The sequence below is a fragment of the Microbacterium flavum genome (assembly GCF_018717645.1).
Taxonomy (GTDB): domain Bacteria; phylum Actinomycetota; class Actinomycetes; order Actinomycetales; family Microbacteriaceae; genus Microbacterium; species Microbacterium flavum.
In genome coordinates this window covers 272,119-296,417 of sequence record NZ_JAFLHG010000001.1, presented here as the reverse complement: position 1 = coordinate 296,417, position 24,299 = coordinate 272,119, and the positions used below count along the sequence as shown (strand labels likewise).

At 70.0% G+C, this 24,299-nt stretch carries 25 protein-coding genes; 15 read left to right on the top strand and 10 right to left on the bottom strand.

Annotated features, from left to right (window positions below; translation table 11 throughout):
- Positions 1 to 40: 40 nt before the first annotated feature.
- Both rhaI and J0P97_RS01485 read right to left on the bottom strand, forming a co-directional pair.
- On the bottom strand, positions 41 to 1,210 hold the full coding sequence (gene rhaI, locus J0P97_RS01490) for an L-rhamnose isomerase (RefSeq protein ID WP_215485990.1): 1,170 nt from the start codon (positions 1,208 to 1,210) through the stop codon (positions 41 to 43).
- Positions 1,207 to 1,593, bottom strand: a complete 387-nt coding sequence (locus J0P97_RS01485) for an L-rhamnose mutarotase (RefSeq protein ID WP_215485989.1) — start codon at positions 1,591 to 1,593, stop codon at positions 1,207 to 1,209. Before J0P97_RS01485 ends, rhaI begins: the two co-directional genes overlap by 4 nt.
- A 197-nt stretch (positions 1,594 to 1,790) precedes the next feature.
- Here J0P97_RS01485 and J0P97_RS01480 point away from each other — a divergent pair, with 197 nt between their 5' ends.
- From J0P97_RS01480 to J0P97_RS15855, 8 genes are all read left to right on the top strand, one after another.
- Positions 1,791 to 2,606, top strand: coding sequence for a DeoR/GlpR family DNA-binding transcription regulator (locus tag J0P97_RS01480; protein WP_215485988.1), 816 nt, complete (start codon positions 1,791 to 1,793; stop codon positions 2,604 to 2,606).
- 89 nt (positions 2,607 to 2,695) lie between these two features.
- A complete protein-coding gene (locus tag J0P97_RS01475; protein ID WP_215485987.1) occupies positions 2,696 to 3,736 on the top strand; it encodes an autoinducer 2 ABC transporter substrate-binding protein in 1,041 nt (346 codons plus the stop codon).
- A gap of 89 nt (positions 3,737 to 3,825) precedes the next feature.
- A complete protein-coding gene (locus tag J0P97_RS01470) occupies positions 3,826 to 5,406 on the top strand; it encodes a sugar ABC transporter ATP-binding protein (RefSeq protein ID WP_215485986.1) in 1,581 nt (526 codons plus the stop codon).
- Entirely contained in the window at positions 5,403 to 6,431 is a 1,029-nt protein-coding gene (locus J0P97_RS01465; RefSeq protein ID WP_215485985.1) for an ABC transporter permease, read from the top strand. The genes J0P97_RS01470 and J0P97_RS01465 overlap by 4 nt, the downstream gene beginning before the upstream one ends.
- Positions 6,428 to 7,546, top strand: a complete 1,119-nt coding sequence (locus tag J0P97_RS01460) for an ABC transporter permease (protein WP_215485984.1) — start codon at positions 6,428 to 6,430, stop codon at positions 7,544 to 7,546. Before J0P97_RS01465 ends, J0P97_RS01460 begins: the two co-directional genes overlap by 4 nt.
- A gap of 2 nt (positions 7,547 to 7,548) precedes the next feature.
- Complete coding sequence (locus J0P97_RS01455) at positions 7,549 to 8,331, top strand: class II aldolase/adducin family protein (protein ID WP_215485983.1); 783 nt, start codon at positions 7,549 to 7,551, stop codon at positions 8,329 to 8,331.
- 2 nt (positions 8,332 to 8,333) lie between these two features.
- The gene (locus J0P97_RS01450; RefSeq protein WP_215485982.1) at positions 8,334 to 9,023 is read left to right on the top strand and encodes an HAD family hydrolase; all 690 of its coding nucleotides are present in this window, start codon (positions 8,334 to 8,336) and stop codon (positions 9,021 to 9,023) included.
- A complete protein-coding gene (locus tag J0P97_RS15855; protein ID WP_215485981.1) occupies positions 9,020 to 10,408 on the top strand; it encodes an FGGY-family carbohydrate kinase in 1,389 nt (462 codons plus the stop codon). The genes J0P97_RS01450 and J0P97_RS15855 overlap by 4 nt, the downstream gene beginning before the upstream one ends.
- Positions 10,409 to 10,464: 56 nt before the next feature.
- Here J0P97_RS15855 and J0P97_RS01440 read toward each other — a convergent pair whose 3' ends face one another.
- Together J0P97_RS01440 and J0P97_RS01435 are read right to left on the bottom strand one after the other, a co-directional pair.
- Positions 10,465 to 12,465: an acetyl/propionyl/methylcrotonyl-CoA carboxylase subunit alpha gene (locus J0P97_RS01440; RefSeq protein ID WP_215485980.1), complete on the bottom strand. Its 2,001-nt coding sequence runs from the start codon at positions 12,463 to 12,465 to the stop codon at positions 10,465 to 10,467.
- 5 nt (positions 12,466 to 12,470) lie between these two features.
- A complete protein-coding gene (locus J0P97_RS01435) occupies positions 12,471 to 14,045 on the bottom strand; it encodes a carboxyl transferase domain-containing protein (protein ID WP_215486110.1) in 1,575 nt (524 codons plus the stop codon).
- Between the two features lie 123 nt (positions 14,046 to 14,168).
- Here J0P97_RS01435 and J0P97_RS01430 point away from each other — a divergent pair, with 123 nt between their 5' ends.
- Positions 14,169 to 14,660, top strand: coding sequence for a MarR family winged helix-turn-helix transcriptional regulator (locus J0P97_RS01430; protein ID WP_215485979.1), 492 nt, complete (start codon positions 14,169 to 14,171; stop codon positions 14,658 to 14,660).
- Between the two features lie 15 nt (positions 14,661 to 14,675).
- On the opposite strand, the gene J0P97_RS01425 is transcribed toward J0P97_RS01430, so the two are convergent.
- The gene (locus J0P97_RS01425) at positions 14,676 to 15,155 is read right to left on the bottom strand and encodes a MarR family winged helix-turn-helix transcriptional regulator (RefSeq protein WP_215485978.1); all 480 of its coding nucleotides are present in this window, start codon (positions 15,153 to 15,155) and stop codon (positions 14,676 to 14,678) included.
- 127 nt (positions 15,156 to 15,282) lie between these two features.
- On the opposite strand from J0P97_RS01425, the gene J0P97_RS01420 reads away from it, so the two are divergent.
- Positions 15,283 to 15,609: a DUF7882 family protein gene (locus tag J0P97_RS01420; RefSeq protein WP_215485977.1), complete on the top strand. Its 327-nt coding sequence runs from the start codon at positions 15,283 to 15,285 to the stop codon at positions 15,607 to 15,609.
- Positions 15,606 to 15,944, top strand: coding sequence for a peptide ABC transporter permease (locus J0P97_RS01415; RefSeq protein WP_215485976.1), 339 nt, complete (start codon positions 15,606 to 15,608; stop codon positions 15,942 to 15,944). Before J0P97_RS01420 ends, J0P97_RS01415 begins: the two co-directional genes overlap by 4 nt.
- A gap of 18 nt (positions 15,945 to 15,962) precedes the next feature.
- Here the strand turns inward: J0P97_RS01415 and J0P97_RS01410 are convergent, their stop codons facing one another.
- Positions 15,963 to 16,364 (bottom strand): protein-L-isoaspartate carboxylmethyltransferase, encoded by a 402-nt coding sequence (locus tag J0P97_RS01410; RefSeq protein ID WP_282837614.1) that lies wholly within the window; start codon positions 16,362 to 16,364, stop codon positions 15,963 to 15,965.
- 97 nt (positions 16,365 to 16,461) lie between these two features.
- Between J0P97_RS01410 and J0P97_RS01405 the strand changes: the two genes are divergently transcribed.
- Positions 16,462 to 17,043 carry a DUF1349 domain-containing protein gene (locus J0P97_RS01405; protein ID WP_215485975.1) on the top strand — a complete coding sequence of 194 codons (582 nt, stop codon included), beginning with the start codon at positions 16,462 to 16,464 and terminating at the stop codon, positions 17,041 to 17,043.
- Positions 17,044 to 17,049: 6 nt separating this feature from the next.
- Here J0P97_RS01405 and J0P97_RS01400 read toward each other — a convergent pair whose 3' ends face one another.
- From J0P97_RS01400 to J0P97_RS01390, 3 genes are all read right to left on the bottom strand, one after another.
- On the bottom strand, positions 17,050 to 18,426 hold the full coding sequence (locus J0P97_RS01400) for an MFS transporter (RefSeq protein ID WP_246539381.1): 1,377 nt from the start codon (positions 18,424 to 18,426) through the stop codon (positions 17,050 to 17,052).
- On the bottom strand, positions 18,423 to 18,887 hold the full coding sequence (locus tag J0P97_RS01395; RefSeq protein WP_372449662.1) for a MarR family winged helix-turn-helix transcriptional regulator: 465 nt from the start codon (positions 18,885 to 18,887) through the stop codon (positions 18,423 to 18,425). Before J0P97_RS01395 ends, J0P97_RS01400 begins: the two co-directional genes overlap by 4 nt.
- A gap of 68 nt (positions 18,888 to 18,955) precedes the next feature.
- Positions 18,956 to 20,572 (bottom strand): DHA2 family efflux MFS transporter permease subunit, encoded by a 1,617-nt coding sequence (locus J0P97_RS01390; RefSeq protein WP_215485973.1) that lies wholly within the window; start codon positions 20,570 to 20,572, stop codon positions 18,956 to 18,958.
- A gap of 87 nt (positions 20,573 to 20,659) precedes the next feature.
- On the opposite strand from J0P97_RS01390, the gene J0P97_RS01385 reads away from it, so the two are divergent.
- From J0P97_RS01385 to J0P97_RS01375, 3 genes are read left to right on the top strand one after another with little or no spacing between them, the layout of a single operon-like run.
- Entirely contained in the window at positions 20,660 to 21,526 is an 867-nt protein-coding gene (locus J0P97_RS01385) for an alpha/beta hydrolase (protein ID WP_215485972.1), read from the top strand.
- A gap of 28 nt (positions 21,527 to 21,554) precedes the next feature.
- Positions 21,555 to 22,604, top strand: a complete 1,050-nt coding sequence (gene lplAB, locus J0P97_RS01380; RefSeq protein WP_215485971.1) for a lipoate-protein ligase LplAB — start codon at positions 21,555 to 21,557, stop codon at positions 22,602 to 22,604.
- The gene (locus tag J0P97_RS01375) at positions 22,583 to 23,434 is read left to right on the top strand and encodes a DNA-methyltransferase (protein ID WP_308163335.1); all 852 of its coding nucleotides are present in this window, start codon (positions 22,583 to 22,585) and stop codon (positions 23,432 to 23,434) included. Before lplAB ends, J0P97_RS01375 begins: the two co-directional genes overlap by 22 nt.
- A gap of 9 nt (positions 23,435 to 23,443) precedes the next feature.
- Here the strand turns inward: J0P97_RS01375 and J0P97_RS01370 are convergent, their stop codons facing one another.
- Complete coding sequence (locus tag J0P97_RS01370; RefSeq protein WP_215485970.1) at positions 23,444 to 24,286, bottom strand: alpha/beta fold hydrolase; 843 nt, start codon at positions 24,284 to 24,286, stop codon at positions 23,444 to 23,446.
- Between the last annotated feature and the right edge of the window lie 13 nt (positions 24,287 to 24,299).

The following is a 24,299-nucleotide window of genomic DNA, read 5'->3' as shown; positions in this document are numbered from 1 at the left end:
CTCTGTTTCCCTGTGTGGTCGGAAAGGGCGATCCCGCAGCTCAGGCGCCCCACCCGCTCTGCTGTCCACCGACCCGCTCGCGGTCGACGCGCTCCTGGTACCCGGATGTCGCGAAAGCGACCATCGGGTCGGACGGCAGCCCCCGTGCTGCGCGGAGGTCAGCGAGCAGTGGGCGGACATCGGTGTAGAAGGCATCCATGAGGATGGCGTTGGCTCCCAGGACGTCGCCCTCGTGCTGTGCGGCGGTGAGCGCGCTGCGGTCGAGCAGCAGAGCGCGGGCGGTCATCTCCTGCACGTTGAGCACGGACCGGATCTGCGCCGGGATCTTCCGTTCGATGTTGTGGCACTGATCGAGCATGAAGGCCACCTGCGAGTCCTCCTCGAAGGCGCCGCCTCGGAGGCACTCGACGAGGATCCGGAACAGCTGGAACGGGTCGGCAGCGCCGACGATGAGATCGTCGTCGGCGTAGAAGCGACTGTTGAAGTCGAACGAGCCGAGCTTCCCGAGGCGCAGCAGCTGCATCACGATGAACTCGATGTTGGTGCCGGGTGCATGGTGGCCGGTGTCGAGACACACGAGCGCCCGGTCTCCGAGCGCACTGACCTGCGCATAGGAGGTGCCCCAGTCGGGCACATCGGTGTGGTAGAACGCGGGTTCGAAGAACTTGTACTCCAGGACGAGCCGCTGCTCCTCGCCGATGCGCGAATAGATCTCCGCGAGGGAGGCCGCGAGGTGATCCTGACGCTCGCGCATGTCGCTCTGACCCGGGTAGTTGGTGCCGTCGGCGAGCCAGATCTTGAGGTCGCGGGAACCGGTCGCGTGCATGAGGTCGATGCAGGCGAAGTGGTGGTCGATCGCGCGACGGCGCACGGCGGCATCCGTACTCGCCAGGCTGCCGAGCATGTACTCGTCATCCTGGAAGGTGTTGGAGTTGACGGTGCCCAGCGCCACACCGTGCTCCAGCGCGAAGGACCGCAGCGTCGCCGGGTCCTCGACACGGTCCCACGGATAGTGCAGCGCGACGGCGCCGACCAGGCCGGTGAGGCGACCGACCTCGGCGGCGTCCGCGACCTTCTCGAAGGGATCCCGCGGTATGCCCGGCTGTCCGAAGACTCGGAAGCGCGTCCCCGAATTGCCGAAGGCCCACGAGGGCAGCTCGATCCGCTGGCGTTCCAGGACGCTGCGGGCAGCGGGGGAGAAGGTGGTCACGGTCGGGTCCCTCCGTCGTCTGATCGGGTGCCCGTGAGGTGGAAGACCTCCGGGAGTCGTTCGCCTGCCTGATCCGGACGGCCGCTCGCCGCGAGGAAGAAGCGTGCCATCTCCGCCTCCCAGCGCGCCGCCACGGGCGACTCCGACAGCATCCGCTGCGCGTCGGCGTCGTCATCGGTCTCGTAGTAGCCGATGAGCGTGCCGTCCGCCGCGAGGAAGAGCGAGTAGTTGCGCCGGCCGGCCCGCGCGATCGCGGCGCGCATCTCCGGCCAGACCTCGGCGTGACGAGCGCGGTACTCGTCCATCAGCTCCGGACGCACTCGGAGGCGGAAGCACACGCGTTGCGCGTGCGGTACGCCATCAGCGTCGTCGATGCGGGTCATGGGTGCTCTCATACGTCTTCGTACGTTCGGGCCAGCGGAACAGTGCGACCGTACAGCGATCTGCTTTCGTAAGTCAACATCACAGATTTCAAACGAAATACGAAAAGTTGGATTCGGGCATTGACATGGGTTTCGGAATCGAGATAGCTTCCCTCTCGTCGCAACCGACGACACGCAACGACGCGAAGGGAGCACCCGTGGATCACGACAGTGACGCCCGCTTCGAAGGCATCCTCTCCGCGATCGAGCACGAGGGGCAGGTCTCCGTGGCCGATCTCTCCACACGCTTCGGCGTCTCGGCGGTGACGATCCGCAAGGATCTCGAGGCGCTCGAGCGCCGATCCCTTCTGCGCCGGGTGCGCGGCGGTGCGCGCGGCAGCGCTCCGCAGGAGGAGGGGTCGTTCGCCGACCGACTCGGTCGCAGCGTCGCAGCGAAGAAGGCGATCGCCCGACGTGCGGCGGAGCTCGTGTCCCACGGGGACGTCATCGCGTTGGACTCGTCGACCTCGGCATTCTTCCTCGCTCTCGAGATTCTCGACCGGCGCGACCTCGTCGTCGTCACGAACTCCCTGCGGACAGCGACGGTGCTGAGTGAGGACTCCGACGCCACGGTGATACTCCTCGGCGGGACCGTCCGGCGCACGTCGTCGTCCACCGTCGGCGAGCTGTCCGACGTCCTGGTCGGGCGCGGCAGCCTGTCCACGGCCTTCGTCGGCCTGTCCACCCTCTCCGTCGAGCGCGGGCTCCTCGAGCTCACGCTCGCCGAGGCTGAGCCCAAACGCGCCCTCGTCGCCGCAGCGCGTCGGGTCGTCGCGCTGTTCGACTCGACCAAGGCCGACGGCTTCGGCCTCCACAGCTTCCTGCCCGCCGATCGCGTCGACTGCCTCATCTCCGATGTGGGGTTCCCGCAGGATCATCGCGAGCGCTGGCAGGAGCGCGGAGTGGAGGTCGCACTGTGCGAAGCAACCGCACGCAGCGAGCGAACTCCCGTCCGGCCGGCTCGCGCCGGCTGATGCCCGACTCCGGCGTCGTTCTCGACGGCGGACCACTTCCCTCACCGCGGGGCACCGACGCCCCGGCAGCACCAGAGAAAAGGAAACTCATGCGCAAGTCGATTCTGGCCATCGGCGCCCTCACCGCCGCCGCAGCCCTCGTTCTCGCAGGATGCACCTCGCGAGACGCCGCAGGAGGCGGCAGCACCGGCGCCCCGAGCGGCGACGCGGGAGGGGGCGGCGGCATCACCGTCGCCTTCGTCCCCAAGCTCCAGGGCATCCCCTATTTCGAGGCGATGAACACCGGCGGTCAGGCTGCCGCCAAGGCGCTCGGCATCACGTGGCTCTACCAGGGCCCGACCACCGCGGATGCGGCGGCCCAGGCCGACATCGTCCGCTCCTACATCCAGCAGGGCGTCGACGTGCTCGTCGTCGCACCGAACGACCCCGACTCCATGGCACCGCTGCTGAAGGAGGCCGCGGACAAGGGCATCAAGGTCGCGACCAGCGACACGGACGCCCCCGACTCGGTGCGGGAGGTCTTCGTGAACCAGGCGACCGCACAGGGGATCGGCGAAGGGCTCACCGACGCTCTCATGGAGCCCATGGGCGGCAAGGGCAAGTACGCGATCGTCTCCTGCGGTGAGACGGCGGCGAACCTGAACTCCTGGATCGACGTGCAGAAGAAGTACACGGCCGAGAAGTACCCGCAGGCGGAGATCGTCGACGTCGTCTACGCAGGCGAGGACCAGGCAGCCGCCACCTCGATGGCCACCGATCTCATGAACGCGCATCCGGACCTCACGGGACTCGTCGGTGAGTGCACCTCGTCGGCGCCCGGCGTGGCCCAGGCCGTGCGCGACGCCGGCAAGATCGGCACCGTCTTCACGGTCGGCCTCGGCACGCCGCAGTCGATGAAGCCCTACCTCGACGACGGGTCCTCGTCAGCCGCGATCCTGTGGAACGTGGAGAACCTGGGCTTCCTGACCGCGTGGGCAGGCCAGCAGCTCGCCGAGGGGAAGCCCTTCAGCGCGACGAACAAGGTCAGCGACGACCTTCCCGCAGTCGAGTTCGACTCCGCGTCCAAGACGCTGCTGCTCGGCCCGGCGCTGCGCATCACGTCGAAGAACGTCGACGAGTTCGACTACTGATCCGATCCTCCTCCGATAGGCCGCGTCGCCGTACCGGCCCGGGAGCACCCCGGGCCGGTACGGCACCGAACCAAGGAACGAACCCTCTCGTGGACACACGATCTGACGCTGCGGCAGCCGCCGCCGCACCTCCCCGCCTCGCTCTCTCCGGCATCAAGAAGAGCTACGGAGGAGTGAGAGCCATCCGTCACGCCGACCTCACCGTCGCCGCCGGCGAGGTGCACGCCCTCGTCGGCGAGAACGGCGCCGGCAAATCGACGCTGATCAAGATCATCGCGGGCGCGGAGCGCGCCGACGCCGGGCGGATGCGGTTCGACGGCGAGGATGTCTCGATCTCCTCGACCTCGGACGCGATCGCCCTCGGCGTGCAGACGGTCTACCAGGAACCGCAACTGTTCCCGGAGCTCTCTGTCGCAGAGAACGTCTTCGTCGGCCGCGAGCTGACCCGGCGCGGCCGCATCGACTGGAAGGCGGAAGCCCGGCAGATGGCCGAGCTTCTCGCCACCGTCGGTCTGCCCGAAGGCCTGTCCGCCGTGCCGGTCGGACAGCTCTCCATCGCCGAGCAGCAGCAGGTGTCGATCGCGAAGTCGCTCGCCGCCGAAGCGTCCGTCCTCATCCTCGACGAGCCCTCCGCGATCCTCACCGACAGCGAGATCGAGGTCCTCTTCTCGGTGATCCGACGGCTCACGTCCTCGGGCGTGTCCGTGATCTACATCTCGCACCGCCTCGATGAGCTGTTCCGCATCGCCGACACCGTGACCGTGATGCGCGACGGCCGGACGGTGACCACCGTCCCCATCAGTGAGCTGAGCGTGCGGCAGATCGCCGAGCTCATGGTCGGCGGTCTCGTGACGGAGGGCCGTCGCGAACGTCCGACGGGCTCGACCGACACGGTTCTCGCCCTGACGGGCGCGTCATCCGGGGACCGGTTCCAGGATGTCGATCTCTCCGTCGCGGCGGGAGAGATCGTCGGGGTCTACGGACTCATCGGCTCGGGCGCCGGCGAGATCGCCGCCGCTGTCTACGGGATGAATCCCGTCACGGAGGGGGAGCTCTGGTACGACGGCGCAGCGCGCCGATTCCGCAGTCCTCGACATGCGAAGGCGGCGGGCATCTCGCTGCTGCCGGCGAACCGATCCGCGCAGGGCTCTTTCGCCTTCCAGTCGATCGCGTTCAACATCACCATCGGATCGCTGCGCGCGCTCAGCCGATTCTCGGGGTGGGTCAGCGCTCGCCGCGAGCTCGCGATCGCCGATGACATGATCCGCCGGCTCGCGATCAAGACCCCGTCGGCGCGGCAGGTGATCTCCGCGATGTCCGGAGGCAACGCCCAGAAGGTGATCCTCGCGCGGCAGCTCGTCGAGACGCCGCGATTGCTCGTCCTCGCGGAACCGACCCAGGGCGTCGACGTCGGAGCGAAAGAGGAGATCCATCGAATCATCTCGCAGCTCGCTGACGGCGGCGCCGCCGTGCTGGTCACCACAAGCGATCTCGGCGAGGTGCTGCGCATCTCCGATCGCATCCTCGTCATGCGGGAGGGGCGCATCGCCGCCGAGTTCGGACCGGGCGCCTCCCAGGTCGAGATCCTCGCCGCCGCGGCGGGCGATGTCGTCGCGGCCGCCTCCTCACCGGGCGACCGCGCCCCCGGCTCCGAAGGGACCATCTCGTGACCCAGATCCTCACGCGCGACGAGCCGCCGCTGGAAACCGCCGTCGTCCGTGCCACCATTCGGCGCATCCTCCCGCCCGCCGTCACGGGTCAGGAGTGGGTCCTGCTCGGGGTGATCGCCGTGCTCTGGGTGATCCTCGGCATCACCACCCCCGCCTTCCTCACCCCCGGGTCCCTCCAGCCGCTCCTCGTCGCGGTGTCGCCCATCGCTCTGATCGGCGTCGGCATGACCTTCATCATCCTGACCGGCGGCATCGACGTCTCGGTCGGCGGTGCGATCATGGTCTGCGCGGTCGTCACCGCCAAGGTGATGGTCGGGGCCGACGTCCCGCTGGTCGTCGCCGTGGCGCTCTCGATCGCCGTCGGCGCCGCCCTCGGAGCCCTCAACGGACTCCTCATCGCCTACGGGCGGGTCCACGCCATCATCATCACGTTCGGTACCGCCAATCTGTTCCAGTTCCTCGGCCTGCGCATCTTCGGCTCCTCCACCGTCAACGGCATCCCGCAGACTCTCGAGGTCTTCGGACGGGGCACTGCCGGCCGTACCTTCGGACTGCCGCACAGTTTCGCGATCACCATCGTGGTCGTCCTGATCGCCTGGTGGTATCTGCGCTACGCCGCCGGAGGTCGCCATCTGTATGCGATCGGCGGGAACGAGAACGCCGCGCGCCTGGCCGGGGTTCGCGTGCGACCGCGCGTGATGGGCGCCTACACGATCACCGGCGCGCTCGTCGGGCTCGCCGCGTGCTTCATCATCGCTGCCGGAACGTCCTCTCTGGACCAGTCCGTGGGTGCGGGACGGGAGCTCGCCGTCATCGCGGCGGTCGTGATCGGAGGCACCTCCATCCTGGGCGGGCGCGGGTCGGTCATCGGAACGCTCTTCGGCGCAGTGCTCGTGCAGACGGTCCTGAGCGGTGTCACCCAGCTCGGATGGCCCTCACAGCTCGGCTTCCTGTTCGTCGGGCTGTTCATCATCGTCGCGGTCGGCACCGACCTGCTGCGCGAGAAGGCGAGGAAGAAGAAGTGACCGCTCCTGCCCCCAGCACCCCGTCCGCGTCCGCCGGCGCGGCGTCACCGACGACGACCACGACGACCGTGCCCACCCAGCGATCGTGGGGCAGCCGTGTCATCAGCGCGTTGCTGACCCAGCGAGTCGTCCTGCTCGCCGTGCTGATCGTTTTGCTCGTCGCAGTGATGACCAGCCTGGATGCCGCGGGCGCGCTCAGCGGCGCCTACAACGCCGACTATCTGGCTGCCGCGCTGATCAGTGCCGTCCCGCTGGCCCTGCTCGGGCTCGCCCAGCTGATCGTCATCGCCTCGGGTCGCGGAGGGATCGACCTCTCGGTCGGTGCGATCGTTTCGCTCACCGGAATCGTGTTCGGCTACCTCTACGGAGTGGCGAACGTTCCGCTCGTGGTCGCGATCGTGCTGACCGTGCTCGCCGGCGCCGTGTGCGGTGCGATCAACGGCATCCTCGTCTCCTACATCGGGTTCCCGGCGCTCATCGCCACGCTCGCCACCTTCTACATGTACCGCTCGCTGGCGCTCGTGCTGAGCGGACAGAAGCCCATCAGCTCTCCGCAGATCCAGGACTTCTACTCGGCTGCCAGCGCCGTGGAGCTTCCCCTCATCGGAGGGGCGCTGCCACTGGTCCCGCTCGGGGTGTTCACCTTCCTGCTGCCGGCCGTGGTCATCGTCTGGGTACTGCTGAACAAGACCACCTGGGGTCGACGCATCTACGCCATCGGCACGAACGACACGGCTGCTGTGTGGGCAGGGATCGCCACGCGTCCGACCCGGGCCAGCGCCTACGTGATCTCCGGTGCCATCTCCAGCATCGTCGCCGTCTACACGGTCGCGCAGTTCGCCTCGGCGCGACCGGATGCCGGCACGTCGGGCAACGGGATGGCCCTCCCGGCGATCACGATCGCCGTGCTCGGCGGGGTCGCCATCACGGGAGGAATCGGACGGGTCGCCGGAATCGTCTTGGCGACCGTCCTGGTCGTCTGGCTCAACGCGGGGATCCTCCTCCTCGTTCCGGGCAATGAGGGAACGCAGATGCAGCTGTTCGCGCTCGGCGCGGTCCTGATCTTCGCCGCCCTCCTCAACGGGCTCACCAAACGCCGATTCGGAGGAATCTGACCATGCCCGCTCGACACGCACCGGAACTCGTCTCCGCAGAGCTGCTGGATCTCACCCACCGGCTCGCACTCCCCGAACGCGACCTCGTGATCCTCGCCGAGGGCAACACGAGTGAACAGCTCTCGCCGGAGGCGATCGTCGTCAAGGCATCCGGGTCCTCCATGCAGCACGCGACCGCGGAAGACTTCGTCGCCATCGAGATCGACCCGCTGCTGGAGCTCGTGCGCGACCCGGCCGCCGATCAGGCCGCGCTGACGGCGGCTCTGACGGCGCCGGGAGGCGACGGCGGCGGCGCGCCGCGACGGGCCTCCATCGAGACTCTCGTGCACGCCGCCGTGCGCGCCTTCGCGCCGGTGCGCTTCGTCGCGCACACGCATCCGACGGCGGTGGTGTCGCTTCTCGCGAGCGTGCATGCGGAGGAGTCCTTCGCCGAGGCGGTCTACTCCGATGAGGTGGTCGTTCTCGGGCGGAGCCTGTTCGTCCCGTACGCGCAACCCGGAATCGATCTGGCTCGCATCTTCCTTGAGCGGCTGGAGCGCCACGTCGCCGATCACGGCGAGGTCCCGTCGCTGATCCTGCTCGGCAATCACGGCATCGTCGCGAACTCCGCAACCGCCGACGGTGCCGAGGCGATCTCGCTCATGGCGGTCAAGAGCGCGCGTGTGCGGATCGCCGCGCTGCAGATCGGCGGGATCGCCGGCCTCTCCGCCGCTGCGACGGCTCACTACTTCGAACGCGAGGACTTCCGTGAGCGGCGTGCCGCGCTCGCCGGGATGGAGGGCTGAGCGTGTCGATCGCGCGGCTGCGCCGCCCCCGCGCCGTGTTCATCGATGTGGGTGGCCCGCTGTACGACGATGACAACTACCTTGCCGCCGCCATGAGCGCCGTCAACGGGTTGCGTGCGCGCGAGGGGCGTCCCCCCGCCCCGGCCGCCGAGATGCGTGCGCTCTACGATGCGGTGCGCAACGGCGAAGAGCCGTCGATCCGCACGGCGTTGGCGCGGGAGTTCCTCGGAGATCCTGCACGTCGCGGCGAGCTCCACTCAGCCACGCGGCCGCTCTGGGTCCACCCGCCCGGTACCCTCGCGCCCGACGCCCTGCCCTTCCTGCGGGGCATCGCCGGGAGTGCGGTGGTCGGGATCCTCGCCAACCAGGAGGCGGGTGTCGTCGACGCACTGCGGCGAGACGGCGTCGGCGACTATGTCTCGGTGTGGGGCGTCTCCGCGCTCGTCGGCCATGAGAAGCCCTCCGCGGAGTTGTTCGATTGGTGCCTCGCCGAGGCGGGTGTGGGTGCGGAGGAAGCCGTCCACATCGGCAACCGCTTCGACAACGACGTGCGCCCCGCGCATGATCTCGGCCTCGGCACCGTGTGGGTGCTCCGCGGCGAAGCTCCCGATGATCCGAGCCCGAGCGAGCGGGCTGTGGCGGACCTCGTCGTCCCCGACCTGGTCGGCCTCGACCGAGTGCTGTTCGCGTGAGCGGCGGCGGACGCCTCGCGCTCGGCATCGACCTCGCGACCGCGGGGGTGCGCGCGCGCCTGCTCGACGTGGACGACGGCGCCGTCGTCGCGGAGGTGCGGAGTGCGCTTCCTGCCCCGCGCGAGGTCGAGGGGATGAAGGTGCAGCCGGCGGTGTACGCGCAGGTCGTCGCATCCCTTCTGGATGAGCTCGCCGCCCTGAGGCGGGCGCCTCGAGCGGGCGCCGTCGTGCGCGCGCTGTCGGTGACGGGCACCTCGGGAACGCTCGTTCCCGTGGACGCTGCGGGGGTGGCGATCGCCGACGCCGTGATGTACGACGACACGAGCACCGCGGGGGCGGAGGTCGCTCTCCGATCGGTGTCCCGCGGCCGTCCGATCGCGATGCTTCCGCGTGCGGCGGCGATTCTCGGACGTGTCCCCGGCGCGGCCGGAGTCGCGTCGCCCGCAGACGTCGTCGTCTCCTCCCTCCTCGGCCACGCGGTGCCCATGGACACATCGCACGCCCTCAAGGGCGGCATAGACCCCGCCGCAGCGCACTGGGATCTCGACCTCCTCGCCCACGCCGGGATCGATCCCGCGATGATGCCGGATCTGACCCGTCCGGGGGTCGTGCTCGGTACGGCGAGGACGGGCCCGTTCGCGGGAGCGGAGATCGTCTCGGGGATGACCGACGGCTGCACCTCGCAGATCGCGACGGGTGCGGTGACATCGGGCAGTTCGGTCGGCGTGCTCGGTACGACGCTCGTGCTCAAAGCCGTCGCGTCGCACGAACAGCTCGACCCGACGACCGGCATCTACTCGCACCTCTCACCGGACGGGGCGTGGTGGCCCGGTGGCGCCTCCAACGTCGGGGGCGGAGCGTTGCAGAACCTCGTTCCCGACTTCCCCGGGTGGAATGCCGACACCGACAGCGCCTTGCGCGCGGCGTGGCATCGGCCGTCCCTCCCGCCGGTCTACCCCGTGCCCGGCCAGGGTGAGCGATTCCCCCTCCCGCAGGCGGATCTCAGATTTCAGGCGCCCCCGGGCTGGGATCGGGCGGATGCCATCCAACGCGCTGCGCTGGTGCTGGAGGGGATCGCGATGGTGGAGCGTTGGGGCCTCGATCTGCTGGGGGCGGATCGCACCGGTCACGTCCTCAGCGGCGGCGGTTCCCGGAGCGCGGCCGGCAACCGCTTGCGGGCCTCGATGCTCGGCAGCGTCGTCGCCGTCGCTGAGACGCGAGACTCCGCTCATGGGGCCGCCGTCCTCGCCGCGACGGCGCTGACCCACGAGCCTCTGGCTCACGCGGCGCAGCGCCTGGCGCGCCGCGACGACGATGTCGAGCCCGACGGAACCCTCGTCGCGATGCTGGACGACAGGTATGCCGCGTTCCGGGCCTCGCTGTAGGAGCGGACAGTCGTCACGCCGCCGATGCTCGCGCCGGCCGCCCCGAACCTGCGGGGTCAGTCCTCCGTGGCCGCGGTGACGGTGGCCACCACGGCGCCCCGCGCGACGCGATCCCCGAGTCCGACGCGGAGTCTCACGGTGCCGGGAACGGTCGCCCGGAGGGCGTGCTCCATCTTCATGGCCTCCACGACGACGAGGACATCGCCCGCGGTGACGCTCTCTCCCTCTCGGGCGGCGACCACCACGACCGTGCCGGGGAGCGGGGACACGACGTCGGGGGAGCCCTCGTCAGTCGCGCGTTCGGCGTCCGCCGTCCGCTCCGCGGCGGCGAACCACGTGACGCCGTCCGCGTGCAGCCAGACGCCGTCGCCGGCAGACGCGAAGGTCACCCGCCGCGTGAGACCGTCGACGGTGGTCGTGGCGACGGCATCCGCGGCCCCGTCGTGCGCCCGCTCGAGCGCGACCGGCCACGCGGGCCCCGCGTCGACCGTGGCGCGGACACCCTCCGGCGGTCCGGACAGGTCCACGCGGGTGCGCCGCCGGCCGCTGACGAGGACGTGGCGGCGCGGTGCGGGCGGGCCGAGGCGCCACCCCTCGTGCCGCGCCCAGGCCCCCGCCCCTCGCCGCCCGGCATCCGCTTCCACGGCGTCGAGGAGCATCGCCGCCTCCACGGCCTCGCGCACGCCGGTCTCGCGGAACGGGAGGTCGTCGAACACCCGCGAGATGAGCCCGGTGTCCAGGTCTCCGGCGGCGACCTCGGGCGCCTCGAGCAGCAGGCGCAGGAACTCCAGGTTCGTCTCGAACCCGAGGATGACGGTGTCTCGCAGCGCGTCGACGAGCCGCCGCCGGGCCTCCTCGCGGTCGTTTCCCCAGGCGATGATCTTCGCCAGCATGGGGTCGTAGTCGGTGGAGACGAGGAGGTCATCCTCCAGCGACGAGTCGACGCGGATGCCGGGACCGCCCGGGTGCACGACCTGGAGGACGCGTCCGCCGGTCGGGAGGAAGCCCGCGACCGGATCCTCGGCGTACACGCGCACCTCGATGCTGTGACCGGTGAGCACCACGTCGTCCTGGGTGAACGGGAGCGGCTCGCCGGCCGCGATCCGCACCTGGAGCTCCACGAGGTCGAGCCCGGTCACCATCTCCGTCACGGGGTGCTCGACCTGCAGGCGCGTGTTCATCTCCATGAAGAAGAACTCGTCCGGACGGTCGCCCGCGACGATGAACTCGACGGTGCCCGCACCGACGTAGCCCACGCTCCGCGCCGTCTCGCACGCGGCGGCGCCGATCCGCGCGCGCGTGGCGGTGTCCAGGAGCGGCGAGGGCGCCTCCTCGATCACTTTCTGGTGCCGACGCTGCAGCGAGCACTCGCGTTCGCCGAGGTGCACGGTGTTCCCGTGCGCATCCGCGATGATCTGCACCTCGATGTGCCGGGGTGCGCTCACGTACCGCTCGAGGAACAGCGCGTCGTCGCCGAAGGATGCCGCGGCCTCGCGCCGCGCCGCAGCGACCGCCGCCGCAAGCCCCGCCGCCTCGGTCACGACGTGCATGCCCTTGCCGCCGCCGCCTGCGGACGGCTTGATGAGAACGGGCAAGCCGACGTCCTCCGCACCGGCGATGAGCTCCTCGTCGCTGAGGCCCGGCCGGGCGATGCCCGGCACCGTGGGCACGGACCGGGCCTCCACCGTCTGCTTGGCGGAGATCTTGTCGCCCATGATCTCGATCGCCTCGGGCGTCGGACCGATGAACACGATCCCCGCGGCGGCGCACGCGCGGGCGAAGGCGGCGTTCTCCGCGAGGAACCCGAAGCCGGGATGGATCGCCTGGGCGCCCGACCGCCGGGCCGCGTCCAGCACCCGCTCGATCGACAGGTAGCTCTCGGCCGCGGCAGCGGGCCCGAGGCGCACGGCCTCGTCCGCGAGGCGCACGTGGAGGGCGCCCACGTCGGCGTCGCTGTACACGGCGACGGAGCGGATGCCGAGGCGGCGGAGCGTCCGGATGATGCGCACCGCGATCTCGCCGCGGTTGGCGATGAGGACGGTGGAGGGTGTCGTCATGGGGATCACATCCGGAAGACGCCGTAGCCGACGGGTTCGAGGGGGGTGCGGGTGATGACGTCGAGCGCGAGGCCGAGGACGTCGCGGGTCTCGGCGGGGGCGATGACCCCGTCGTCCCAGAGGCGTGAGGTCGAGTAGTAGGGGCTGCCCTGCCGCTCGTACTGGTCGCGGATGGGCTGCTCGAAGGCGGCCTTCTCGGCGTCGGTCCAGGGGGTCCCCGCGGCATCCAGCTGCTCGCCGCGCACCGTGGACAGGACGGATGCCGCCTGCGGTCCGCCCATGACCGACACGCGCGCCCCCGGCCAGAGCCACAGGAAGCGGGGGGAGTACGCCCGGCCGCACATGGAATACGTGCCGGCGCCGAACGATCCGCCGACCACGACGGTGAGCTTCGGCACGCGCGCGCACGCGACGGCGTTCACCATCTTCGCGCCGTGTTTGGCGATGCCGCCGTGCTCGTACTCGCGGCCCACCATGAACCCGGTGATGTTCTGCAGGAAGACGAGGGGGATGCCCCGCTGGTCGCACAGCTCGATGAAGTGCGCGCCCTTGAGTGCGGACTCGCCGAACAGCACGCCGTTGTTGGCGACGATCCCCACACGGTGGCCGGAGAGGCGGGCGAACCCTGTGACGAGCGTCTCGCCGTACTCCCGCTTGAACTCGGTGAACGAGCCGCCGTCGACCAGGCGGGAGATGATCTCGCGGGCGTCGTAGGGCGCCGTCAGCTCGACGGGGACCACATCGGTCAGGGTCGCGGGGTCGTGCTGCGGCGCGGCGACGGCGGCGGGCTCCTCCGGCAGCGGCGGGGTGGGGGGGAGGGTTGCCACGATCTCGCGGACGATGCGGAGCGCGTCCGCGTCGTCCGCCGCAAGGTGGTCGACGACGCCGGAGATGCGGGCGTGCGTGTCACCGCCCCCGAGCTCCTCCGCACTGACGACCTCGCCGGTCGCCGCCTTCACGAGCGGCGGCCCGCCGAGGAAGATCGTCCCCTGGCCGCGGACGATGACCGTCTCATCGCTCATCGCCGGGACGTATGCGCCGCCGGCGGTGGAGGAGCCCATCACGGCGGCGATCTGGGGGATGCCGTCCCGTGACATGCGCGCCTGGTTGTAGAAGATCCGCCCGAAATGGTCGCGATCGGGGAAGACCTCGTCCTGCAGGGGAAGGAATGCCCCGCCCGAATCGACCAGGTAGACGCAGGGCAGCCGATTCTCAGCGGCGATCTCCTGCGCTCGCAGGTGCTTCTTGACGGTGAGCGGATGGTAGGTCCCGCCCTTCACCGTCGCGTCGTTGGCCACCACCATCACGTGGCGGCCGTGGACGAGCCCGATCCCGGCCACCACTCCCGCGGAGGGCCAGTCATCGCCCAGGTCGCATGCCGCCAGGGGAGCGACCTCGAGAAAGGGCGATCCGCGGTCCAGGAGCTCGTCGATCCGATCCCGCGCGAGGAGCTTTCCGCGCTCGACGTGTCGCCTACGCGATGCCTCGGGGCCTCCCGCGGCCGCACGCCGCCGGCGCTCGCGCAGCTCGTCGACGAGCGCCGCGTAGGTCGGGCGACGGCGGTCGGCGTCGGTCGTCATCGACACGGCATCCTCGATCCAGTTAGGAATCATTAACTGAATGGATGCTAGCGCGTGGGCGTGCGCGCGTCCAGAGGGCGCGTTCGAGGTGCGCGCCGACGCTGCCTGGGTGAGAATATGCGGATGAGCATGCCCTCGGACCGCCCCGCCTCGTACTGGTACGCGGACGACGACGCGCGCTCGACGTCGGTCATGGAGGCGATGCGCTCCTACCGCGCCGCGGAGGTCGCGATGCGGCGGCGCACGCAGCAGTCCATGGACATGGGGGAGAACGAACTCCTCGTCCTGCGCTTCCTCGCGAGGGCCCATCAGCAGGGCGAGAAGGTCACTCCCGTCGCCCTGAGCCGCTACCTCGGAATCACCTCGGCCTCCACGACCGCGCTCCTGGATCGCCTGGAGAAGAGCGGCCACCTCACGCGGATGCCGAACCCCGATGATCGCCGGAGCATCCTCATCTCCTCCAGCGAGAAGTCCGACACGGAGGTGCGGCACACGCTGGGCGCCATGCATGAGCGCATGATGGCGGTCGTGCGGAGCATGGACGAGAACGATCGCGCGACCGTCATCGGCTTCCTGGACGCGATGCGCCACGCCGTCGACGAGATCGACGCGTAAGCCCCGCGTCGGCGCTCAGACGGAGGAGCGCTCGCGTACCCGCACGTTCGCGATGTCGTCCGCGGCATCGGTCATGGCGTCGAGGAACGCGACGACCGCGGCGCGGCCACCCGCCCCGAGGGTGCCGATCTCCTCCGACACGCGCGCCTCGTAGGCGTCGATGACCTCCGCCACTTCGCCCACGGCGCGATCGGTGGGCGCGATGAGGATGCTCCGTCGATCCGTCGGGTGCGTCCGACGTTCCACGCTGCCCTGTCGCTCGAGGCGGTCCAGAAGTGCGGTCGTGGAGGCGGAGCTGATCTCCAGATGGCGGGAGATCTCGCTCGGCTTGACGTCGAAACCGTCCCTCCGGCGAGCGAGGAGGAACTGCAGGATGCGCAGTTCGTTCTCGCCGAGCGAGGTGGTGGCGCGGACCCGCTGATGCATCTGCGCGTCCGACGCGCGGAAGCGCGCCAGGGCGGACAGTACCTCGTCGGTACTCGCAGATGTCGCCATGATCTCGCCCCCGGAACTTCGTCGGCACCAATATATCTCAGCCGAGGTGTAGTTCTCAATGTATCTCGCTTGACTAACTACTTATCGTCGGAATAACCTTTCACCTAACCGACCTCGAGGAGTCACCATGGGCCGCCTGTACTACGGAAACAGCACCGACGCGATCGCGGTCGACGACCGTGAGCTGGCACACCTCAAGGTGGTCGCCACCGCCAAGCTCCGACGGTCGGAGGGCTTCGCCATGACGTTCGCGTCGGCCAAGCACGGGCGGTCGACCGTCTGGATCCACTGCGCGATCCCGCTGCGGTTCGACTTCGACAGCGCAGAGCCGATCCGCCTCGATCCTGCTCACGTCAACGATCTCGCCCAGGCGGCGGCATCCTCGGCCGGCATCGTGATCGACCTCGACGCTCTGGCGCGCGCGGAACGGCCGGAACTGGCGGTCGTGGCATGACCAGCGTCCTGCCGCCGCGCATCACCGGCACCGCCCGGATCACGTGGGTGCGCGTCGAGTCCGGCTTCCACGTGGCATCCCGCTCCGGCGAGTACGTCGGCTACGCCGAGCGGACCGGGGATGGGCACTTCGTGGGGTTCGACGGGCAGTCCACGCCCGTAGGGCACTACATCTCGCTCCGCGAGGCTCAGCGCGCCGTTGAGCGAGCCCCGCGGGCGGCGGCGACGGTCTCGTCGCCGAAGATCGAGTCGGCGCTCCACGTGGCGGCTGCGATGACCGGCTTCGTGGCCGTCGCGACCTTCGCGGCAGCTGTGCTCACGCTCCCGGTGATGTGAGCCCGACGAGGTGAGCGCTCAGGGAGCGAGCTCGGCCACCGCGGCCAGCGTCCGCTCCTGGAGGTACGCGCACATCCGCGCGATCGCGCCGAGGTCCGATGCCAGGCGCGCCACACCCGGCGCATCGAGATCGAATCCCTCTGCGCGCGGCTCGAAGGTCACGACCCAGTGCGGGCCGGAGTCGTCGACGACGGCCTGGATGTAGGTGACGGTCGACGCGTTGCGCAGGGACACGACGACCATGCCCGACTCGGGCCCCGGGGTGAAGTCCTTCTCCAGCACGGTGACGACGACGGCATCCTCCGTGTGGGTGGTGAGGTACTCGTCGACCCAGCTCTGGACCGTCGCCTTGCTCCGGTACGGCATCGACCCTCGATTCATCCCCGCGTACTGACCGGGTCGCAGTGTGCCGAAAGGCACCGAACTATTATGCCTGGTCGAGCGGGCCGCGTCCGGCGTCCGACGTGGCCGAGACACCGGAAGCGCCCCGGGCTCTCCGGTGAGGGAGGATGGCTCGATGGACGGATCGATTCCCTGGGATGCCGGGACATGGACGACAGTGCCCGCACGGGTCGCCGTGCACGGCGACGCCCTGCGCGTCACGGCCGTCGAGGGCAGCGACGCCTGGCGGCACACGTCCTACGGGTTCGTGCACGACACGGAGCACGCCCTCCTCGCGCCGCTCGGGGTCGGAGCAGCGATGGAGGTCGTCTTCTCCGCGGACTTCGCCGCGCAATTCGACCAGGCGGGGATCTTCGTCCGCGTGGACGAGGAGACCTGGGTCAAGGCGGGCGTGGAATACGCCGACGGCGTCCTCGGCGTCGGCGCGGTGGTGACGGCGGGGATGTCGGACTGGTCCGTCGGGGCCGTGCCGGACTGGCGCGGTCTGCCGCTCCGTGTGCGCGTGAGCCGAGGTGCGGATGCCCTGACCGTCCGCGCCGGCGTCGACGGGGAGCCGCTGCGGCTCGTGCGCGTCGCACCTTTCCCCGCGGACGTCCCCGCTCAGGCGGGGCCCTTCCTCTGCGCCCCGACGCGCGCAGGCTTCGAGGTGCTGTTCACGACGTGGGTGCGCTCCGCGGCCGACGCGGCGCTGCACTGAGTCCCGTCAGACGCGCCGCGACCGGTCGGCCGGCGCGATCTCCGGGACATCCATCTCGGGGAGACGGATCGGGGTGGTGCCGGCGACCTCGTCGCTGAACTCTTCGGGGGCGACGGCGTCCACCAGGGTGATCGGGCGCGTCTCGTCGAGCGACAGCGCGAACCGACGGTGCTCGTGCCGGTGCACGCGCCCGGAGGCCAGCATCCATGTGGCGCCGATGCCGAACGCGACGAAGGCGGCACCCGCCCCCACCAGGATCGCGGCGCGGGGGCCGTACGCGTCGGCCACCCAGCCGACGATCGGCGCGCCGATCGGAGTCCCGCCCATGAGGATCGCCATGTACAGCGCGAGCACCCGGCCGCGGAGCGCGGGGTCGGTCGTCGTCTGCACGTAGCCGTTCGCCGTGGTCATGGTCGTGACGACCGCGAACCCCGTGAACATGAGCGTCACCGCGTAGAGGACGTACGTGGGCATGAAGGCGCTCACGGTGGCGGCGAGGGCGAACAGGCCCGTCCCGACGATGACCATGCGGATCCGGGCGCGCTCCCGTCGAGCGGCGAGGAGCGCTCCGGTGAGCGATCCGATCGCGAGGATCGAGGAGAGGAGCCCGTAGCCGTCGGCATCCTTGCCGAACTCGATCGCCATCGTCGAGGCGAAGATCGGGAAGTTCATGCCGAAGGCGCCGATGAGGAACACCATCGCGAAGGCGACCATGAGGTCCGGACGGCCCCGGACGTAGCGGAAGCCGTCGGCCAGGCGCGCGGCGCCGGGCGCCTTCACCCGCGGCACCAGCTCGTCCTGGCGGATGAGGACGAGGGCGACGATCATCGCGAGGAAGGTCACCGCGTTGGCGAGGAACACCCAGCCCGTGCCGACCGCCACGATCATGATCCCCGCGAGGGCGGGACCGATCATGCGCGCGCTGTTGAAGGATGCCGCGTTGAGCGCGACGGCGTTGGACGCGTTCTCGCGAGCGACGAGGTCGGACACGAAGGCCTGCCGCGTCGGATTGTCGAACGCGGCCACCATGCCGAGGACGAACGCGAAGACGTACATGAGGGGCAGCGTCATGGTGCCCGACAGGATCAGCACGCCGATCAGGGCGCCGATGGCCATCAGCAGCGACTGGGTCAGCAGGAGCAGGCGGCGACGGTCGAAGCGGTCGGCGACCCACCCGGTCACCCCGACGAGCAGAAGCGGGGGTGCGAACTGCAGGGCCATGGTGATGCCCATGGCGCCGGCGTCGTTGTCGGTCAGCTGGGTGAGCACGACCCAGCTGAGCGCGGTGCCCTGCATCCACTGCCCGACGTTGGAGACGAGCGCCCCGATGAACCAGACGCGGTAGTTGAAGACGGAGAAGGAGCGGAACATGGGAGAGCTCATCGCGCCGCCACCTCCCGCATGATCGCCGCGGCCTCGTGCAGAGTGCGGCGCTGCCCCTCGGTCAGCTCGGTCAGCGCCTGCTCGAGCCACGAGTCGCGACGGCGCACCGTCTCGGTCACGACGCCCCGCCCGGCATCCGTCAGCGCGATGTTCACCTTGCGACGATCGTTCTCGTCGGGTGTGCGGGAGAGGTATCCCGTCTCCTCCAGGCAGTTGACGGTCCGGTTCATCGATGGTGCCGACACGCGCTCGCGGTCGGCGAGCTCGCCGAGGGTGTGCGGCCCGTGCGAGGAGAGCGCGGCGAGGACGGCGAACTGGCCGTCGCTCATCGTGTCGACGGCTCGCTGGGAGCGGAGGCGTCGGGCGAGGCGGAACGTCGCCATGCGGAGGTCGGAGGCCTCGGTGTCGACGGGGGGAAGCGCGCGATCGGCGGGTGCGGGTGCGGCGGGGTCGGTGCTCATTCTTTTCCTTAGCATAGCTCATTAGCCTTGCTAAGGAAAAGGGGACGCCGGCGGGATCCGCCGTCGGGTCACGCGGCGGCGGCGACGTCGCCGCGCGGCTCCTCCCGGCGGCCCTCCCGCCGCGATGCGCGGCCGAGGGGGATCGTCGCGAGCAGGCCGATCGCGAGGAAGGCCGCTGCCGTGAACGCCGACAGGCGCGTCCCGTCCGAGAAGGCAGCCTTCGCGTCGGTCGCGATGTCCGCCGTCTGGGGGTTCTGCTCAAGCCCGGCGATCGCGGCGCCGGCGCTGTCGACGACGGCGGAGACGACGCTGTCGCGCTCAGCCGCGGGGATGCCGCGGTCATCCAGCGACGAGGAGAGGATGCCCGCCGTCGAGGAGAAGAGCACGGTGCCGAGAATGGCGATGCCGAGCGCGGAGCCGACCTGCCGTGCGGTGGATTGCGTGCCCGATCCCTGCCCGGACAGCTGCACGGGCACGTCCTGCAGGACGACGCCGGTCAGCTGGGCGGTGGCGAGCCCGACACCGAACCCGTAGACGAACAGGGCCGGGAGCAGCCACCCCCACGCGGCATCCGGACCGACGACCAGACCCACCCAGGCGATGCCCACGATCTCGGCCAGAAGGCCGATGCGCACGACCAGCACCGGGCTGACCTTGCCGCTGGATGCTCCCGCGAATCCGCTCGCGACGAAGGAGCCGACGGCGAGGGCGATCAGCACGAGCCCCGTCTGCAGCGCGTCGAATCCGAGGACGAACTGCAGCCAGATCGGCAGCGACAGGATGATGCCGAACTCGCCGAGTGAGACGACCATCGCCGCGATGTTGCCGCTGCGGAAGGTGGAGATCGCGAAGAGCTTCGGGTCGAGCAGGGTCGCCCGGCCGGCGCGCGAGCGGTGGCGCGCCCACGCGACGAATCCGACGAGGGCGAGGACCGAGATCGCGAACGCCACGGGCACGGGGGAGAGCGACCACGGCCATGTCCAGGGGCCGACCGTGAACGCACGCTCGCTCTGCCACCAGCCGAGGGAGCGTCCCTCGATGAGGCCGAACACCAGCGTGCCGAAGAGGACCACCGACAGCACCGCGCCGACGGCGTCGACACGCCCCGCGGCATCCTCGCGGGACTCGGCCACGGTCAGCAGCACGCCGATGAAGATCAGGATGCCGAGGGGCACATTGATCCCGAACGCCCAGCGCCACGAGAAGGACGTCGTCAGCCATCCGCCCAGGAGCGGACCGACGGCCGCCATGCCTCCGATCGTCGACCCCCAGACCGCGAAGGCGATGCCCCGTTCGCGCCCACGGAACGTCGCGTTCAGAAGCGACAGCGTGCTCGGGAGCATCATGGCCCCGCCGATCCCCTGGATGAGCCGCGCCCCGATGAGGAGGTCGCCCGACGGGGCGAACGCGGCGCCCACGGAGGCGCCAGCGAAGAGGACGACGCCGGTCAGGAGCATGCGGCGACGACCGATCCGGTCGGCCAGCGAGCCGAAGAGGAGCAGCATCGAGGCGAAGACCAGGGTGTAGGCCTCCTGCACCCACTGCACCTGCGTGGACGAGATGCCGAGATCGTCGACGATGGCCGGCACGGCGACGTTGACGATCGTCGAATCGACGATGATGAGGGCGACGGCGAGACTGATGAAGACCAGCCCGATCCATCGTCGCGAGGAGACGTCCTTCATGGATCGCTAGCCTAGCTAGCGAAATCGGGCAGCGAAAGAGGCCCGATGAGATCGGCACGCGGAAAGCTCGGTCACTAGACTCGCGCCATGATCACGCCTGCCGAGAGATCCTTCACCGACGGATACGGCGTCCGGATCGTCTTCGATCACTATCTCCCGGAGGTCGCCCCTCGCGGGGTGGTGCAGCTTCTCCACGGCGTCGGAGAGCACGCGGGACGCTACGCGCACCTCATCGGCGAGCTCATCGCGGAGGGCTACATCGTCTATGCCGACGATCACCGGGGGCACGGCCGCACGGGCATGGGACAGCACGGCGGCGATCGCTCCCGTCTGGGTACGTTGGGGCCCGGGGGTCTTCGCGCCGCGGTCGCGGCATGCTGGCAGCTCACCGAGCTGATCCGGGCGGAGAACCCGGAGCTTCCTCTGACGCTCCTCGGACACTCCTGGGGATCCTTCCTCGCCCAGATGCTCGTCGACCAGCACGCGGAGGCATACGACGCCGTCATCCTCACCGGGTCCGCCCTGCGATGGCCGGGATCGATGAACGCCGGGGATCTCAACGCGCCGTGGAAGAAGGAGGACCCGACCGGGATGGCGTGGCTCTCCTCCGATCCCGCCGTCGCCCGCGCTTTCCTCGACGATCCGCTCACGACGAGCGACTCCGTGCTGAAGCTCTTCGGCCCGATCGACGGAGCGCGCCTGTTCGGGAAGCCGGCCAAGAACCTCCCGCGCGACGTGCCCCTTCTCCTCATGGTCGGCCGAGACGACACCGTCGGAGGGCCGCGGAGCGTCCACCGTCTCGCCGACGCATACCGCACACGCTCGGGACTGTCCGACGTCACGACCCTCGTCTACCCCGACGTCCGCCACGAGATCTTCAACGACGTCTCGCGCGAGGAGGTCGTCAGCGACCTCATCGCCTGGCTCGACGCACGCATCGCCGCCCGAGCCTGAACGGCCGCCGCGCGCCTAGGCTGGGAGCATGCACGGGGAGTACAAGGTTCCGGGCGGGAAGCTCGTCGTCGTCGACCTCGAGGTGGAGGGCGGTCGCATCGCCCGGTTCCATCTCGCCGGAGACTTCTTCCTCGAGCCCGACGACGCCCTGGCGGACATCGATGCCGCGGTGAACGGACTTCCCGTCGAGACGGATGCCTCCGGCATCGCCGCGGCCGTCCGCGACGCCCTCCCCGAGGGCGCGCAGCTGCTGGGGTTCACGCCCGAGTCGGTGGGCACCGCGGTGCGCCGCGCGCTCGTCACGGCGCCGGGCTGGAAGGACTTCACGTGGGAGATCATCCACGAGGGAGCCGTCTCGCCGCGGATGAACCTCGCTCTGGACGAGGTCCTGACGGCTCGGGTCGGCGCGGGACTGCGCAACCCCACCCTGCGCATCTGGGAGTGGAACGAGTCCGCCGTCGTCATCGGGTCGTTCCAGTCGTACCGCAACGAGGTCGATCCCGAGGGCGCGGCCCGGCACGGGTACGACGTCGTCCGACGGATCTCGGGCGGCGGCGCGATGATGATGGGCGCAGGGTCGATCGTCACGTACTCGCTGTACGTGCCGGCATCCCTGGTCGCGGGGATGACGTTCGCCGACTCCTACGCGTTCCTCGACGACTGGGTGCTGCAGGCGCTGCGCTCGCTCGGCGTGGAGGCGACGTATCAGCCGCTCAACGACATCGCGTCGCCGAAGGGGAAGATCGGCGGCGCAGCGCAGAAGCGGCTCGCCGGCGGAGGTGTGCTCCACCACGCGACCATGTCCTACGACATGGACGGCCAGGTGATGACCGAAGTGCTGCGCATCGGGCGCGAGAAGCTCAGCGACAAGGGCACGACCTCCGCCGCCAAGCGCGTCGACCCGCTGCGGGCGCAGACCGGCCTTCCGCGGGAGGCCATCATCGAGCGCCTGAAGGAGACGTTCGCGAACCTGTACGGCGCGCAGCCCGGTCATATCACGGAAGCGGAATACGCCGAGGCCGAAGAGCTGGCTGAGTCCAAGTTCGCCTCGGACGCGTGGCTGCACCGCGTGCCGTGACCGTCGAGATCGTCCACGGCGACAGCCTCGCGGTCGCGCAGGGGCTGCCGGATGCCGCGTTCACGCTCGTGTATCTGGACCCGCCGTTCAACACGGGGCGGGCGCGCACCCGGACGTCGGCGACAGCCCCGCGGCTGGGGGACCGCGCGACCCAGACCGGATTCCGTGGCGCGGGGTACGCGCGGCTGCGCGAGGACCTGCGCGTCTACGACGACCGGTTCGACGATTACTGGGACTTCCTCGAGCCGCGACTGCGCGAGGCGTGGCGCGTGCTCGCCGCCGACGGAACCCTCTACCTGCACCTGGACTACCGCGAGGCGCACTACGCCAAGGTGCTGCTCGACGCCCTGTTCGGACGCGACTGCTTCCTCAACGAGATCGTGTGGGCGTACGACTACGGTGCCAAGACGAAGCGGCGGTGGCCGACCAAGCACGACACGATCCTCGTCTACGTGAAGGACCCCGCCCGGTACTGGTTCGACTCGGACGCCGTGGACCGTGAGCCGTACATGGCGCCCGGCCTCGTCACCGCGGAGAAGGCGGAGCGGGGGAAGCTCCCCACCGACGTCTGGTGGCACACGATCGTCCCCACGACCGGAGCAGAACGGACCGGGTATCCGACGCAGAAGCCCGAGGGGATCGTCCGGCGGATGGTGCAGGCCTCGAGCCGCCCCGGCGACCGGGTGCTCGATCTCTTCGCCGGGAGCGGCACGACCGGTGCGGTCGCGTCTCGCCTCGGCCGGCACGCCACCCTCGTCGACGACAACCCGGAGGCGATCGCCGTCATGCGGCGTCGCCTCCCGGATGCGCTCGTCACCCTCCCCGGCTGACGGAGCGGCTCACGCCTCGAGGAAGGCGAGGAGCGCCGCGTTCACCTCGGTGCCGTGCGTCCGCAGCAGGCCGTGCGGGGCGCCCTCGATCTCGACATAGGTCGCGTCGGGGAGGAGCTCGCGGAAGCGGCGCGCGGTCTTGTCGATCGGCAGGATGTTGTCGGCCGTGCCGTGCAGGATGAGCGCCGGCACCGTGATGGCGCTGATGTCCGCGCGGAAGTCCGTCGGCCAGGTCAGGGGCGCGGCGGCGATCGCCGCGTTTCCGGCCTGGTTCGCGACCTGCACCGAGGCATCCACCGCCTCCTGCGAGATCCGCTCGCCGAGGTTCTCGTCGAGGTTGTAGAAGTCACGGAAGAAGCCGGTGAGGAACGCGTACCTGTCCTCCGCGACGGCGGCCGACGTGCCGTCGAAGAACGCCTGGTCACCGGCCCCGTCGGGATTGTCCTCGGTGATGAGCAGATACGGCTCCAGAGATCCGAGGAACGCGGCTTTCGCGATGCGGCCCGCTCCGTAGCGCGAGAGGTAGCGCGCGATCTCGCCGGTGCCCATCGAGAAGCCCACGAGGACCGCCTCGTCCAGCTCGAGGTCTTCGATCAGTGCATGCAGATCCGCGGCGAACGTGTCGTAGTCCGATCCGCTCGCGGTCTTCGTCGAGGCGCCGAAGCCGCGCCGGTCGTAGGCGATCACGCGGTACCCGGCATCGAGGAGGGCACGGGCCTGCAGGTCCCACGACTCGCCGTTCAGCGGGAAGCCGTGGATCAGCACCACGGGCTGCGCGTCCGCGGGGCCGTGGTCGGTGTAGAAGATCTCGATGTCGACCGAGTTCTCGGTCCCGACGATGAGGGAAGCCATCACTGCTCCTTCC